The sequence below is a fragment of the Achromobacter sp. ACM01 genome (assembly GCF_014851745.1).
Classification (GTDB): Bacteria; Pseudomonadota; Gammaproteobacteria; order Burkholderiales; family Burkholderiaceae_B; genus Achromobacter; species Achromobacter aegrifaciens.
Window position 1 is genome coordinate 1,128,686 of the sequence record NZ_JACVAF010000002.1, and the last position, 14,398, is coordinate 1,143,083.

The 14,398-nt window shown below is 69.2% G+C and carries 14 protein-coding genes; 11 read left to right on the forward strand and 3 right to left on the reverse strand.

Translation table 11 applies throughout. The features are described from left to right. Position 1 precedes the first annotated feature (1 nt). On the forward strand, positions 2-1,600 hold the full coding sequence (locus tag IB268_RS13590; RefSeq protein WP_119449638.1) for a glycerol-3-phosphate dehydrogenase/oxidase: 1,599 nt from the start codon (positions 2-4) through the stop codon (positions 1,598-1,600). Positions 1,601-1,649: 49 nt separating this feature from the next. Here the strand turns inward: IB268_RS13590 and IB268_RS13595 are convergent, their stop codons facing one another. The 3 genes from IB268_RS13595 to IB268_RS13605 all read right to left on the reverse strand — a co-directional run bounded on the left by IB268_RS13595 (position 1,650) and on the right by IB268_RS13605 (position 4,141). Next, positions 1,650-2,249: an HD-GYP domain-containing protein gene (locus IB268_RS13595; RefSeq protein ID WP_192354372.1), complete on the reverse strand. Its 600-nt coding sequence runs from the start codon at positions 2,247-2,249 to the stop codon at positions 1,650-1,652. Positions 2,250-2,414: 165 nt separating this feature from the next. Then, positions 2,415-3,095 (reverse strand): type 1 glutamine amidotransferase domain-containing protein, encoded by a 681-nt coding sequence (locus IB268_RS13600; RefSeq protein ID WP_119449637.1) that lies wholly within the window; start codon positions 3,093-3,095, stop codon positions 2,415-2,417. Beyond that, positions 3,092-4,141: an NADP-dependent oxidoreductase gene (locus tag IB268_RS13605; protein WP_054453869.1), complete on the reverse strand. Its 1,050-nt coding sequence runs from the start codon at positions 4,139-4,141 to the stop codon at positions 3,092-3,094. The genes IB268_RS13600 and IB268_RS13605 overlap by 4 nt, the downstream gene beginning before the upstream one ends. Before the next feature lie 165 nt (positions 4,142-4,306). On the opposite strand from IB268_RS13605, the gene IB268_RS13610 reads away from it, so the two are divergent. The 10 genes from IB268_RS13610 to IB268_RS13655 all read left to right on the forward strand — a co-directional run bounded on the left by IB268_RS13610 (position 4,307) and on the right by IB268_RS13655 (position 14,394). After that, entirely contained in the window at positions 4,307-5,023 is a 717-nt protein-coding gene (locus IB268_RS13610; RefSeq protein ID WP_192354373.1) for a TetR/AcrR family transcriptional regulator, read from the forward strand. A gap of 2 nt (positions 5,024-5,025) precedes the next feature. Beyond that, positions 5,026-5,994: an HlyD family secretion protein gene (locus IB268_RS13615; RefSeq protein WP_192354374.1), complete on the forward strand. Its 969-nt coding sequence runs from the start codon at positions 5,026-5,028 to the stop codon at positions 5,992-5,994. After that, entirely contained in the window at positions 5,991-6,956 is a 966-nt protein-coding gene (locus IB268_RS13620) for an ABC transporter ATP-binding protein (protein ID WP_192354375.1), read from the forward strand. The genes IB268_RS13615 and IB268_RS13620 overlap by 4 nt, the downstream gene beginning before the upstream one ends. Further along, positions 6,953-8,098, forward strand: a complete 1,146-nt coding sequence (locus tag IB268_RS13625; RefSeq protein WP_054453857.1) for an ABC transporter permease — start codon at positions 6,953-6,955, stop codon at positions 8,096-8,098. The genes IB268_RS13620 and IB268_RS13625 overlap by 4 nt, the downstream gene beginning before the upstream one ends. Positions 8,099-8,104: 6 nt before the next feature. Continuing rightward, the gene (locus IB268_RS13630) at positions 8,105-9,589 is read left to right on the forward strand and encodes an efflux transporter outer membrane subunit (RefSeq protein ID WP_175164388.1); all 1,485 of its coding nucleotides are present in this window, start codon (positions 8,105-8,107) and stop codon (positions 9,587-9,589) included. Positions 9,590-9,720: 131 nt separating this feature from the next. After that, positions 9,721-10,440, forward strand: a complete 720-nt coding sequence (locus IB268_RS13635; protein WP_054454806.1) for a response regulator transcription factor — start codon at positions 9,721-9,723, stop codon at positions 10,438-10,440. A gap of 119 nt (positions 10,441-10,559) precedes the next feature. Continuing rightward, on the forward strand, positions 10,560-11,042 hold the full coding sequence (locus IB268_RS13640; RefSeq protein ID WP_192354376.1) for a YbaK/prolyl-tRNA synthetase associated domain-containing protein: 483 nt from the start codon (positions 10,560-10,562) through the stop codon (positions 11,040-11,042). A 26-nt stretch (positions 11,043-11,068) separates the two neighbouring features. After that, complete coding sequence (locus IB268_RS13645; protein WP_370540017.1) at positions 11,069-13,048, forward strand: FUSC family protein; 1,980 nt, start codon at positions 11,069-11,071, stop codon at positions 13,046-13,048. A gap of 3 nt (positions 13,049-13,051) precedes the next feature. Then, positions 13,052-13,840 carry an NRDE family protein gene (locus IB268_RS13650; RefSeq protein ID WP_119448986.1) on the forward strand — a complete coding sequence of 263 codons (789 nt, stop codon included), beginning with the start codon at positions 13,052-13,054 and terminating at the stop codon, positions 13,838-13,840. 119 nt (positions 13,841-13,959) lie between these two features. After that, positions 13,960-14,394 (forward strand): carboxypeptidase-like regulatory domain-containing protein, encoded by a 435-nt coding sequence (locus IB268_RS13655; RefSeq protein WP_054453848.1) that lies wholly within the window; start codon positions 13,960-13,962, stop codon positions 14,392-14,394. Positions 14,395-14,398 lie beyond the last annotated feature (4 nt).

Below are 14,398 nucleotides of genomic sequence, written 5' to 3' on the forward strand. Positions count from 1 at the left end.
CATGAACCAACCCCTAGCCTCCGTCGCCCCGCCCGACCGCAACCGCCTCCTGAACACGCTGGACAACACGCACTCCTGGGACGTGATCGTCATCGGCGGCGGCGCCACCGGCCTGGGCACGGCGGTCGATGCCGCTTCGCGCGGCTATCGCACCCTGCTGATCGAAGGCGCGGACTTCGCCAAGGGCACGTCCAGCAAGGCCACCAAGCTGGTGCACGGCGGCGTGCGCTATCTGGCGCAGGGCAACGTCAGCCTGGTGCGCGAAGCGCTGCATGAACGCGGCCTGCTCAACCGCAACGCGCCGCACCTGGTGTGGCCGCTGGGCTTCGTGGTGCCAGCCTACAACCTGTTCGACCAGCCCTTCTACGGCATCGGCCTGAAGATGTACGACATGCTGGCCGGCAAGCTGAACCTGTCGCCCAGCCGCTGGCTGTCGCGCCGCGACACGCTGGCCAATGCGCCGACGCTGGCCGAGAACGTGCAGGGCAAGAATCTCAAGGGCGGCGTGCTGTACTACGACGGCCAGTTCGACGACGCCCGCCTGGCCGTAAGCCTGATGCGCACGCTGTTCGACCTGGGCGGCACCGCGGTGAACTACATGCGCGCCACCGGCCTGACCATGACGGGCGGCAAGGTCGACGGCGTAACGGTGCAGGACGCGATCGGCGGCGCCAGCTTCACGTTGCGCGCGCGCTGCGTGGTCAATGCCACCGGCGTGTGGGTGGACGCGGTACGGCGCATGGAAGACAAGAACGCGCAGACCATGGTGGCGCCCAGCCAGGGTGTGCACCTGACCTTGCCGCAGGATTTCCTGCCGGGCAAGCGCGCCATCCTGATCCCCAAGACCGACGACGGCCGCGTGCTGTTCGTGGTGCCATGGAACGGCCACACCATCGTCGGCACCACCGATACGCCGCGCGACGATCTGCCGCTGGATCCGCAGGCGGGCGCGCAGGATGTGGATTTCATCCTCAGCACCGCGGCGCGCTATCTCAGCCGCAAGCCCACGCGCGACGACGTCACCAGCGTCTGGGCCGGGCTGCGTCCGCTGGTCAAGGCCACGGGCGAAGCCTCCACCAAGTCCTTGTCGCGCGAGCACACCATCCTGGTGTCCAAGGCCGGGCTGGTGACCGTCACCGGCGGCAAGTGGACCACCTACCGCCGCATGGCGCAGGACGTGGTCGACACGGCCATCCAGCACCAGCTGCTGACGCAGGCCACCTGCCGCACGGAATCGCTGCCGCTGCATGGCGCGGCGGGCCTGGCGCCGTCGCAGGAGCATGCCGGCACGCCGGACAGCTACTACGGCAGCGACCTGCCGGCCCTGAAGGCGCTGCCCGGCGCGGACCGCATGCTGGTCAGGAGCAGCGGCTTGTCGGAGGCGCACGTGCGTTTCGCCGCACGGTACGAACTCGCGCGCAGCGCCGAGGACGTGCTGGCGCGGCGCAACCGCGCCTTGTTCCTGGACAGCGAGGCCGCGATGCTGGCGGCGCCCGAAGTGGCTCGCATCCTGGCCGAAGAGCTGGGGCATGATGCCGCGTGGCAGCAGCGCACGCTGCAGGAATTGGCGGTGGTGGCAGCGAATTACCGCTTGAAGTGACCGCCCATCCGGAGTGCCCGACCCGTCGGCGATGCTGACGGGATCTGCGCTACGGAACCCTTAGGGGGCTCTTCGCGATCATCGCTTCGAACGTGCGCAACAGGGCCGGGTCGCATTTGGCGCCGGCTTCCTCGTTCAGGATGCGCATGATCTCCGCATGCGTGCGCGCAGGATGGTAGGGACGCGCATCGCCCAGGGCGTCGTAGGAATCTGCCAGCGAAATGATGCGCGAATGCAGCGGAATGTCCTCGCCCGCCAGTCCTGCGGGATAGCCCGAACCGTCGAAGTGTTCGTGATGATGGCGCACCGCCCGCGCGATCAGCTCGCGTTGCGGAATGTCGCTGTGCATGATGATGTCGGCGCCCACTGCGGCGTGCGCCTTCATGATTTCCCAATCGTCCTTGTCCAGCCGCTTCGGCGAATACAGCACACGATCCGGCGTGCCGATCTTGCCGATGTCATGCAGGCGGGCAGCGACCGCGACCGCCTCCTGTTCGGATTCCGGCAGGCCGCAGGCCCGGGCCAGCGCCACGCTCAGCGCAACAACTCTTTCGGAATGGCGGCCGGTGGCCGGGTCGCGCGCCCGCATGGCGGCAAACAAGGCCGCCACGCAGGAGCCAGCGGGATATTCGGGTACGTCTGGAGGCATCGGTCATCGCGCGCAATGGGCTCTTGCCGCTTTGCGCTGTAGCAAAAGGTCGCGATTCTGACACATTGCGCAGCAATCCTTGCCGATCAGATGCCGCGCGCCAGGGCAAAGCAGAGCCGGACCCGCCCCCGCATCCCGCGGGAACCGGGTCCGGCCCGCCAGCGCTCAATCCTTCAACCTGTCCAGCAGCGCCTGCGCCACGCCGACGGAAGATGCAGGATTCTGGCCCGTGACCAGCAAGCCATCGCCGACCACGTGCGGCTGCCAGTCCGGGCCGCTGCTGTACTGCCCGCCCAACTGCTTCAGCTCGTCCTCGACCAGGAAAGGCACCACGTCGCTCAACTGCACGGCCGCCTCTTCGGCATTGGAAAAGCCGGTGACCTGCCTGCCCTGCACCAGCGGCTTGCCGTCGGCCGTCTTGGCGTGGCGCAGCACGCCGGGCGCATGGCATACGGCCGCAACGGGCTTGCCCGCCGCCAGCATGGTCTCGATCAGCGAGACCGAATTGGGATCTTCCGCCAGATCCCACAAGGGGCCGTGGCCGCCCGGGTAGAACACGGCGTCGTAGTCGGCCGCCTGCACCTGCGCCAGCCGCAAGGTGGCGGCCAGTTGCCGCTGCGCGTCCTTGTCCTGGCGAAAGCGCCGCGTGTCGTCGGTCTGGGCGTCGGGGTCGTCGCTCTTGGGGTCCAGCGGCGGCTGGCCGCCTGCGGGCGAAGCCAGCGTGACCTTGGCGCCCGCGTCGACGAAGGCGTAGTACGGCGCAGCGAATTCTTCCAGCCAGAATCCGGTCTTGCGGCCGGTGTTGCCCAGCGTGTCGTGGGAAGTCAGCACGATCAGGATGTTCATGTGGCGCTCCTTTCGTCCGGGCCGACGCGCACAATGCGCTTGCCGGCGTTTTCACCCCTGAGCAGCCCGATCAGGCCGCGCGGCGCGTTCTCCAGTCCATCGACCACGTCCTCGCGATACTTGATGCGGCCTTGCTTGATCAAGCCTTCCATCGCCTCGCGGAATTCGCCGTAGCGGTGCGCGTATTCGTTGAAGATGATGAAGCCCTGCATCTTGAGGCGCTTGGTGAGGATGGTGCGCATCAGCAGGCCCAGGCGGTCCGGCCCTTGCGGCTGGCTGGTGGCGTTGTAGGCCGAAATCAGGCCGCAGACCGGTATCCGCGCGCGCGGGTTCAAGAGCGGCAGCACCGCGTCGAAGACCGCGCCGCCGACGTTCTCGAAATACACGTCGATGCCCTGCGGCACGGCGCGCGCGAGGCGGCCCGGCAGGTCGGGCGCCTTGTGGTCCAGGCAGTCGTCAAAGCCCAGCTCCTGGACTGCGTAGCGGCACTTGTCCGCGCCGCCCGCGATGCCGACCACCTTGCAGCCATGGATCTTGGCGATCTGGCCGACCACCGCCCCCACCGCGCCGCTGGCCGCGGCCACCACCACGGTCTCGCCCGCCTTGGGCTGGCCGATGTCCAGCAAGCCCATGTAGCCGGTGAAGCCGGGCATGCCCAGCACGCCCAGCGAATAGGACGGGTGTTCGGGATTGGGACCCAGCCGCAGCAGGCCGGCGCCATCGGACAGGGCGTAGTCTTGCCAGCCGGATTGCGCCAGCACCCACTCACCTGGGCGGTAGTCGGGATGGTTGGAGGCTTCGACCCGCGTCACCGTGCCGCCTACCATGACGCCGCCGACCTGCACCGGTTCGGCATAGGACGGCGCGTCGCTCATGCGGCCGCGCATATAGGGATCGAGCGACAGGTACACGGTGCGCAACAGCACCTGGCCGGGGCCGGGCTGCGGCACCTCGCCGGTTTCCAGGCGGAAATCGCGGTCTGCCGGCTCGCCTTGCGGGCGCGCGGCAAGCACGATGCGGCGGTTGATGGAAGACGATTGGGGCATGACGGTCCAGCCTCCTGCAAGAAAGCCGCCCGGGCCTGGCGCACACAACCCGGATGGCGGGATGGGGTACCGGCCCATTACACCATCTAAGCCCGCGCATCCGGCGTGTAACCCTGAAGCGCGCCCCTCTTTTAATTAATTAATAATTTAATTAACATACGCGGCATGCGTTCCGCTCCCTCTACCCCCTCCCGCCGGCCGGGCCGCCCGCCGCGACCCGACAATGCCGCCGCCCGCGCCAACCTGCTGGACACCGCCACCGGCCTGTTCGCGGCCCAGGGCGTGGCGGCCACCACGCTCACGCACATTGCGCAACGCGCCGGCGTCACCACGGCGATGGTGCATTACTACTTCAAGAGCCGCGACCAGTTGATCGACGCGGTCGTGCAGGAGCGGATCGTGCCGGTCATCGGCTACGTCTGGTCGCCGTTGCCACAACCTCAGATTCCCGCAGCGGACCCCGCCGCTGCCGCGCGCGCCTTCATCGCCGAGGTCGTGGGCCGGCTGGTGCAAAGCGCGGTCGAACGGCCCTGGCTGCCGGCCCTGTGGCTGCACGAGGTCGTGAATGAAGGCGGCCAGCTGCGCGAACGCGTGCTGCGCCATCTGCCCGTCGAGCGCCTGCAGGCCTTCATCGGCCTCATCGCCGAATGCCAGCGCGCGGGCGCCATCACCCCGGACGTGGAGCCGCGGCTGGTCTTTCTGTCCGTCCTGGGCCTGACCCTGCTCCCGCTGGCCACCTCCGGCCTGTGGCGGCGCGTCCTGCTGGACGCTGCGCAACCGCAGGCCATAGACACCCGCGCGATCGCGGCCCACGCCATCGCCATGCTCACCGGCGGCCTGTTCTCGCCGTCCGCCCCGACTCCCGACACTCCAGGACGCTGACCATGCGCATCCCTCCCGCCTTGCGCCGCCCCCTGCCCGCCTCTGCGCTGGCCTTGCTTGCCCTGGGCGGTTGCGGCAAGGACAACGGCGCCTTCTTCCAGGGCTACGCCGAAGGCGAATATGTCTACGTGGCGTCGTCCGAGGCCGGCCGGCTGGCCGAGCTGCCGGTGCGGCGCGGCCAGCAGGTGCAAGCCGACGCGCCGCTCTTCGCGCTGGAAGCCACGCGCGAAGCCGCGGCGCGCGACCAGGCCAGCGCGCAATTGGCCGCCGCCGTGGCCCAGGAAGAAGACATCGCCACCGGCAAGCGTCCGCCCGAAGTGGACGTCAGCCGCGCCCAGCTGGCGCAGGCCGAGGCGGCCAGCCGCCGCTCGGCGGCGCAACTGCGGCGCGATACCGACCAGTTCCGCATCGGCGGCATCGCGCGCGCGCAGTTGGACGACAGCCGCGAACAGGCGCAATCGGACGCGGCGCGCGTGCGCGAGTTGCAGGCCCAGCTGGAAGTGGCCCGCCTGCCTGGCCGCGACGACCAGCGCCGCGCCCAGGCCGCCCAAGTCGATGCGGCCCGCGCCGCGCTGGCCCAGGCGGAGTGGACGCTGGCGCAAAAGCGCCTGGCGGCGCCGGCCGCGGGGCTGGTGTTCGACACGCTCTACCGCGTGGGCGAATGGGTGCCTGCCGGCAGTCCGGTCGTCAGCCTGCTGCCGCCGGGCAACATCAAGGTGCGCTTCTTCGTTCCGGAAACGGCGTTGGGCGCGCTGAAGGTGGGGCAACAGGCGACGGTGCGCTGCGATGGCTGCGGCGATCCCATCCCCGCGCGCATCGACTACATATCGACCCAGGCCGAGTACACGCCGCCCGTGATCTACAGCCGCGAAAGCCGCAGCAAGCTGGTCTACATGGTGCAGGCGCGGCCAGCGCCCGAAGCCGCCACGCGGCTGCATCCGGGCCAGCCGGTGGAAGCGGTGCTGCAATGAGCGCGCCCCCCGCCACGCAGGAAGCGTCCGCCGGGCAATACGTCATCGACGTGCACGGCCTGAACAAGCGCTTCGGCAGCAAGCACGTCGTCAACGACGTGTCGCTCCAAGTGCGCGAAGGCGAGATCTTCGGCTTCCTGGGCCCCAACGGCAGCGGCAAGACGACCAGCATCCGGCTGATGTGCGGTTTGTTGACGCCGGATTCGGGCAGCGGCACCTGCCTGGGCTACGACATTCTGCGCGACAGCGCGCAGATCAAGCGGCACGTCGGCTACATGACGCAGAAGTTCTCCTACTGGGACGACCTGACCATCCGCGAGAACCTGGATTTCGTGGCGCGCATGTACGGCATGCCCGAACGGCGCGCGGCGGTGGACCGCGCGCTGGAAGACCTGGGCCTGCAAAGCCGCGCCGGCCAGTTGACGGGTTCCTTGTCCGGCGGCTGGAAGCAGCGCCTGGCGCTGGCAGCCTGCCTGCTGCATCAGCCGAAGCTGCTGCTGCTGGACGAACCCACTGCGGGCGTGGACCCGACCGCAAGGCGCGACTTCTGGGAGCAGCTGCATGAACTGGCGGCGCGCGGCATCTCGGTGCTGGTCAGCACGCACTACATGGACGAGGCCGAACGCTGCCACAAGCTGGCCTACATCTCCTACGGCCGGTTGCTGACGCAAGGCACGGCCGAGGACGTCATCGCCGAGCAGGGCCTGACCACCTGGGCCATCCACGGCCACAACCTGGTGCCGCTGGCGCAGCGCCTGCGCGACGCGCCGGGCGTGGACCAGACCGTGGCCTTCGGTTCCGCGCTGCACATCAGCGGCCGCGACGCAGCACAACTGGAACGCACGCTCAGGGACGCCATCGCTGGCCAGGACCTGACCCTGGAACCCATAGCCACCAGCCTGGAGGATGTCTTCATCTACCTGATGAAACGCTCCACCGACAACTTCGCGAGCCCGCCATGATGCGCCATCTGCAAGGCTTTTCCTGGTCGCGCTGGTGGAGCATGGTGCTCAAGGAGTTCCTGCAGCTGCGCCGCGACCGTATCACCTTCGGCATGATCGTGGGCCTGCCCATCATGCAGCTGGCGCTGTTCGGCTACGCCATCAACACGGATCCCAAGCAGATGCCGACGGCGGTCATCGCCGCCGACCACAGCCCGTTCACGCGCAGCTTCGTCGCGGCGATGAAATCGTCCGACTACTTCCACATCATCGAAGAACTGGACAATGAAGAAGCGGGCCGCGCGGCCTTGGCGCAAGGGCGCGTCCTGTTCGTCCTGACCATTCCGCCGGACTTCAGCCGCAAGCTGCTGCGCGGCGAGCGCCCCGCGCTGCTGATCGAGGCCGACGCCACCGACCCCATGGCGACCGGACTGGCCATCGGCGCGGCCACGCAGTTGTCGCAGGCCGTGGCGACCAAGGACCTGACCGGACCGCTGGCCAGCCTGGCCGGCGGCCAGCCGCCCTTCGACGTGCTGGTGCACCAGCTCTACAACGAAGAGCAGATCTCGCAATACAACACCGTGCCGGGCCTGATGGGCGTGATCCTGACCATGACGCTGGTGATGATGACCGGCCTGGCCATGACGCGCGAGCGCGAACGCGGCACGATGGAAAACCTGCTGGCGATGCCGGTGCTGCCCATCGAAGTGATGACGGGCAAGATAGTGCCGTACATCGCGATAGGCCTGATCCAGTCCAGCATCATCCTGCTGGCCGCGCACTTCGTCTTCCACGTGCCGTTCCAGGGTTCGCTGTTGGCCGTGTACCTGTCTGCGCTGGTGTTCGTGGCCGCCAACCTGACCGTGGGCATCACCCTGTCGTCGCTGGCGCAGAACCAGTTGCAGGCCATGCAGCTGACCATGTTCTATTTCCTGCCCAACATGCTGCTGTCCGGTTTCATGTTCCCGTTCCAGGGCATGCCGATGTGGGCGCAATACCTGGGCAACCTGCTGCCGCTGACCCACTTCAACCGCCTGATCCGCGGCATCCTGCTCAAAGGCAACGGCTGGTGGGACTTGTGGCCCAGCATCTGGCCGCTGCTGGTGTTTACCGTGGTCGTCATGACCGCCGCCGTGAAGTTCTACCGCCGCACCCTGGATTGAACCGCCATGTCCCGCTCCACGCCCTTGCCCTTCCCGTCCGCCGCCGCGCCTTTGCGCCTGGCTGCGCCGGTCCTGTGCGCGCTGCTCGCGGGCTGCGCCGTGGGGCCGGACTTCGAGCGCCCGGCGCCGCCGCGGGTCGACGCCTACACCGCGCCTCGCAATGCCTCAGCCGCCAGCGGCGAGCAACGCCTGCAGGACGGCGTCGACATCCCCGCGCAGTGGTGGCAGCTGTTTCGCTCCGAAGCGCTCGACCAGCTGGTCCGGCAGGCCTTGCAGGCCAGCCCCACGCTGGAGCAGGCGCGCGCCCGCTTGCGCCAGGCCAATGAAGACCTGAACGCCGAAACCGGCGGCCGCATGCTGCCGCAGGTCGACGGCAACCTGTCGGTGACGCGGCAGAAGGTGGACCCAGCAGCCTTCGGCGTGCCGGTGGCCGAGCAGCCCCCGCCCTTCACGCTCTACAACGCGTCCATCGACGTGTCCTACACGCTGGACGTGTTCGGCGGCAATCGCCGCGCGCTGGAAGGCCTGGGCGCGCAGGTGAACTACCAGGCGCATGAGCTGCAGGCTGCGCGCATGTCGCTGGCCGCCAACGTGGTCACTGCCGCCATCCGCCAGGCCGACCTGAACGAACGCCTGGCCGACACGCGGGCATTGCTTGCGGCGCAGGAGCGGCAGCAGGACATCATGCGCCAGCGCCAGCAGGCGGGCGGCGTGTCCGAGGCCGATCTGCGCAACCAGGAGCTGCTGGTCGCGCAGACCCGGGCCACGCTGCCGCCGCTGGAATACCAGCTGGCGCAGGCCACGCACCAGCTGGCCGCCTACCTCGGGCTGGCGCCGGCCGAGCTGCGGTCCGCGCCCTTGCGGCTGGCCGACCTGACGCTGCCCGCCGACGTGCCCACCGGCGTGCCCTCGGCCCTGACCCGCCAGCGGCCCGACATCCTGGCCGCCGAAGCGCTCTGGCATCAGGCCTCGGCCAATGTCGGCGTGGCCGTCGCCAACCAGTATCCGCAATTCACCCTGACAGCCAGCTTCGGCTCGCAACGCACCCGCGCGGGCGACCTGTCCGATGGCCTGAACGTCTGGAGCCTGGGCCTGGGCCTGGTCCAGCCGCTGTTCCATGGTGGCGAGCTGCGCGCGCGCACGCGCTCGGCCGAGGCCGCCTACGACGCGGCCGCGGCCGGTTACCGTCAAACAGTGTTAGAGGGCTTCCGGCAGGTCGCCGACGCCTTGCGCGCGGTGCAGACCGACGGCGACGCCTACCTGGCCAGCGACGAGGCCTGGCGCCGCGCCGACCAGGCCGAGCGCATCGCGCAAGGGCGCTACCAGGCCGGCGGCATCAGCCATCTGAGCCTGCTGGACAGCCAGCGCCAACTGCTTCAGACACGCATTGCGCGCACCGCCGCGGACGCGGCGCGCCACGCCGACACCGCCGCCCTGTTGCAGGCGTTGGGCGGCGGTTGGTGGAATGAAACGTCCGCCGACGCACCATAACGGTGCCGCGACGCGCCTTGCGTAACCTTGCCCGAGAATTCGGGTAATAAAGTGGCGTTGTGCGGGGTTTAGGAAATCGCTGTATCCGATGCATCATGCATGCGCTCATGCTGCACAGATCACAACGATTCATGAATGACCTACTAGACCTGATCGTCTTCTCTCCCGATCCCGGAGTGCGCGCGCACCGCGGCGCGGCGCTGGCGGAAATGGGCTTCTCGCCCCGGTTGTGCGAAGACTCCAATAACTTGTTCCGCCTGTTTCAGGCCCGCCGCACCCCATTGCTGGTGATGGAAGCCGAGCTGTCCGATCTCTGCATGGCCGTGGCTGGCCTGCGCGCCCTGGACACCACCGCGGGCATCGTCGCCATCTCCACCTTCGACTCGCCCGAAAATCGCATACTCGGCCTGCACTGCGGCGCAGACGTCTGCCTGCCCTCTGACGCGGGCGCAACGGAAATCGCGGCCGCGTTGCAGGCGCTGGTGCGGCGCATCCCCGCGCCTGGCCGGCGCGCCGTCGACGCCGAGCCGCGCCCGGCGCAGCCGGCGCCAGGCGACGCGGCAGGCAAATGGCAATTCCATGATGCGGCCTGGACGCTGGTCAGCCCGCAAGGCAAGCGCCTGGCCCTGACGCTGGCCGAGCGCGAGTTCCTGCTCAAGCTGACGGCTTCCGCCGACAAGCGCCTGCCGCGCGCCGACGCAGCCATCACCGATTCGCATGGCGGCCACGAATCGATGCGCCGCACCGACGTGCTGGTCAGCCGCCTGCGCCGCAAGGCCCAGGACCTGAACCTGGAATTGCCGATCCGCACCGTCTGGGGCTGGGGTTACGCCTTTACCGGAGAAATCTGAGGAGGCTGGCCCGGATCAGCGTACGCGCCGCCGCGGCGCCGCGCGGCGGGCGTATCATGCGGCGTACGAGGCCGACTCCCGGCCTGCGCCCCGCCACATCCCGATCTACGCGCCCCGACATGGAAGTCTACGAACGTCTGCAAGCCTTGCTTGCCCAGAACCAGGCCCGCTACCGCCTGATTGAACACGCCGCGGCTGGCCGCTCCGTCGAAGTCGCCGCGATCCGCAGCACCGAGGTCAGCCAGGGCGCCAAGGCGCTGGTCTGCCGCGTCAAGATATCCTCCAACCAGCGCCGCAACGTGCTGGCGGTGTTCCCGGCCGACAAGCAGGCCGACCTGGACGCCATCGCCCGCGCGGCCGGCGGCAAGAAGGCCTCGCTGGCGTCGCAGGACCTGGCGCGAGAACTCACCGGCTGCGAGATCGGGGCCATTCCGCCCTTCACTTTCAATCCGGACCTGCACCTGCTGGTGGACCCAAGCCTGCGCGAACGCCATGGTGAAATCGTATTCAACGCCGGCCGCCTGGACGCCTCCATCCTCCTGAATACGGAAGACTACTTCCGGCTGGCCGCGCCCGACGAGGCGCCGCTGATCAAGGCCTGATCCCCAGGCCGCGCCACGAGGCCGCCGTGTTCCGTTCCTCGCTGAAACATGCCGCGCGCAACGCCAACATGCGTTGGCTGATGAGCCTGGCGCACATGGAGCCTTCGCCCGTCAGTCGCTGGGTGGCGCTGCGCGCCGCGCTGGCCATCGGCCTGCCTTCGGCGGTCGGACTCGCGCTGGACCAAAGCGCGGCGGCGGCCCTGGTTGCGCTAGGCGCGCTGCCCGCCATCACCGGGGACAACGGCGGCCCATACCGCAACCGCGCCCTGTCCATTGGCGCCACCGTGTTCGGCGGCGCGCTGGGATATTTCCTCGGCACCCTGATTGCAGGGCACGGACTGGGGACGTCCGCCGCCATGACGCTGCTGGTGCTGGCAGCCAGCCTGGTCGGCACCTTCAACAACATCGCCGCCGTCTCCACGCTGCAATTCGCCGCCTATGTCATCGTCGGCGCCAGCCTGACGTCCACCCTGCCGCCCTGGCTGCCTTCGGTGCTGGTGGGAGCCGGCGGCCTGTTCGGCCTGGCGCTGACCCTGACGGGCTGGGTGGTCCATCCGACGGCGCCCGAGCGCGCCGCCGTCGCCATGGCCTACCGCAAGCTGGCGGCCATGTTCGCCGCCATCGGCACCTCGCACACCATGAGCGCGCGGCGCGACATGGAAGCGGCCATGACGACCGCCTACGACACCGTGCTGGCCGCGCGCCGCAGCGCGGCCGGCCCCTCCCCGCGACTGGCCCGGCTGGCGGCCCAGTTGCAAGCCTGTACGCCTCTCACCAACACCGCCCTGGAGCTGGCCCGCGCCGGACGCGTGCTGCCGCGCGACTGCGCGCGGGTCATGAACCGGCTCGCAGACCGCGTGGAAAACGACGCAACGCCGGACCCGCGCGAGGACATCGCGGCCTTGCGCCACGTGGACATGGCCCCCTTGGCCGACGCGCTGGCCCAAGTGCAGCCCCTGCTGGACGGCGGCGCGCTGTCCGAAGCCGACGCCTTTGCCGGCCTGCCGCCGGCGCGGCCGCGCACGCCCTGGCGCGTGCTGGCGCGCACTTACCGGCCGGGGCCGACCACCTTGCGCTACCTGGTGCGGCTGGGCCTGTGCCTGATCGCCGCCGAGGCCGTGGCGCTGGCGGCCTCGCTGCCGCGTTCCTACTGGGTGCCGCTGATCGTGGTGGTGGTGTTCAAGCCCAACTTCGGCTCGGTGTTCGCGCGGGCGCTGCAAAGCTGCGCGGGCAGCGTGGTGGGCGTGGCGATCAGCGCGACCGTGCTGGCGCTGGACCGCAACGGCATCGTCAGCCTGCTCACGGTGGCGGGGCTGGCGTCCCTGCTGCCTTGGTCGGTGCGGCGCAACTACGGCTTGTTTTCCGCCATCCTGCTGCCCATCCTGATGCTGCTGATCGGCGCGCTGCAACCAGGCAGCTGGCCCATCGCGCTGGCGCGCCTGATCGATGTGGCCGTGGCCGCCGGCATCGTGCTGCTGGTGGGCTACCTGCCATGGATACGGATAGAACGCGGCAACCTGGACAACGCGGTCGCCGCCGCCATGGACACGCTGGCCGCCTACCTGAACACGGTGTTCCAGGCCGATCCCACCAGCCGCCACGACCTGCGCGCCAGCGCCTACGCACGCCTGTCCGATCTGCGCATCGCCTTGCAGCGCGGGCTGTCCGAGCCGCGCCTGGTCAGCCGCCGCGCACTGGCCTGGTGGCCGGTGGAGGTCGCGCTGGAACGCGTGGCCAACGCCATTTCCGACACGGCCTGGTCGCTGCCCGCCGACCAGGCTGCGCCTAGCGCCGCGGAGCTGGCGCAACTGGCGGCCAGCCTGCACCAAATGAGCGCCGCCGTTGCGCAAGGCGCGGCCATGCCGGCCGCCGCCATCGCCTCGACCGCCCCCGCGCTGCGCGACGTGGCCGCCCAGATCGAAGCCTTGCGCGCCGCGCTGGCCGGCCCGGATTTCGCGGCCGCGCCAGGCAAAGCCATCCCCGACAAACCCGCCAACCAGGTCTGAACCATGTGTCTTGCCGTACTGGCCCTGCATGCCCTGCCGGGCATCCCCGTCCTGATCGCCGCCAACCGCGACGAATTCCATCAACGCCCCACCTTGCCCGCCGCGCAATGGCCTGACGCCCCCGAGGTCTACGCCGGCCGCGACGGCCTGGCCGGCGGCAGCTGGATGGGCGCGACGACCGGCGGACGCCATGCGCTAGTGACCAACTTTCGCGAGCCGGGCAGGATGATCGAGAACGCGCCTTCGCGCGGCGCGCTGGTCGAAGACTATCTGCGCGGCACGGTCTCCCCGGCCGACTACCTGGCGCAAGTGCATGCCGCCGGCCAGGCCTACAACGGCTTCAACCTGATCGTGGGCGATGCGCGCGAAGCCTGGTATCTCAGCAACCGCGACGGCGGCCCGCGGCGCCTGGCTCCGGGCGTCTATGCCCTGTCCAACCATCTGCTGGACACGCCCTGGCCCAAGCTGGCGCGCACCAAGGCGGCTTTCGAGGCCGTGCTGCGCAGCGGGCCGCAGCCCGACCTGCCCGCGCTGATGGCCGCCCTGGCCGACCGCCAGCCCGCCGACGACGCCGACCTGCCCGCCACCGGCCTGCCGCTGGATCGCGAAAGGCTATTGAGCAGCCCGTTCATCGTCAGTCCGAACTATGGCACGCGCAGTTCCAGCGTACTGGCGCTGCGCGATGATGGCGCCGGACAGCTGGATGAAAGGCGCTTCGCCCCGGACGGCTCGGTCAGCGGCGAAAGCCGGCTGACATTTTCCTGGAGCGCGGCACGCGGTACGCTTACCTAGGCTGCGGAAACAATCGGTTGATATCGGAGACCCGCGGGTGCGAACTCCGCGCCGGCATGCGGGTCGAAATGTTCATGCGCGCACGACACCGCGCAGATCGTCCTATCCAGGAGAGTCTCATGAACAAGCGTTTAGAACGCTGCACCATGGCCGCCGCGATGGCGCTGGGCAGCATGGCCTTTGCCGGCGTCCTGTCCACCGCCCAGGCAGGCATGCCGGCAGTGCAGCAGCAGGGTTCGGTGCAATACGTCAGCGGCGGCATCGGCCTGGACGAATCCGAAGCCATGAAGGCTGCAGCCAAGGACTATCCGCTGGCGCTGACGTTCGCGGCGCAACGCGGCGGCCAGGCGGACTACGTCGCCAATGTCGCCGTCACCATCAGCGATGCGCAGGGCAAGTCCGTGCTGCAAACCACTGCCGAAGGCCCGTACATGCTGGTCAAGCTGCCGGCCGGCAACTACAGGATTTCAGCGACCTACAACGGCCAGGCCCAACAGCGCGAAGTCTCGGTGCAGAACTCTGGCACCGCGCGCGCCGTGTTCGAATGGAAGTAGCGGC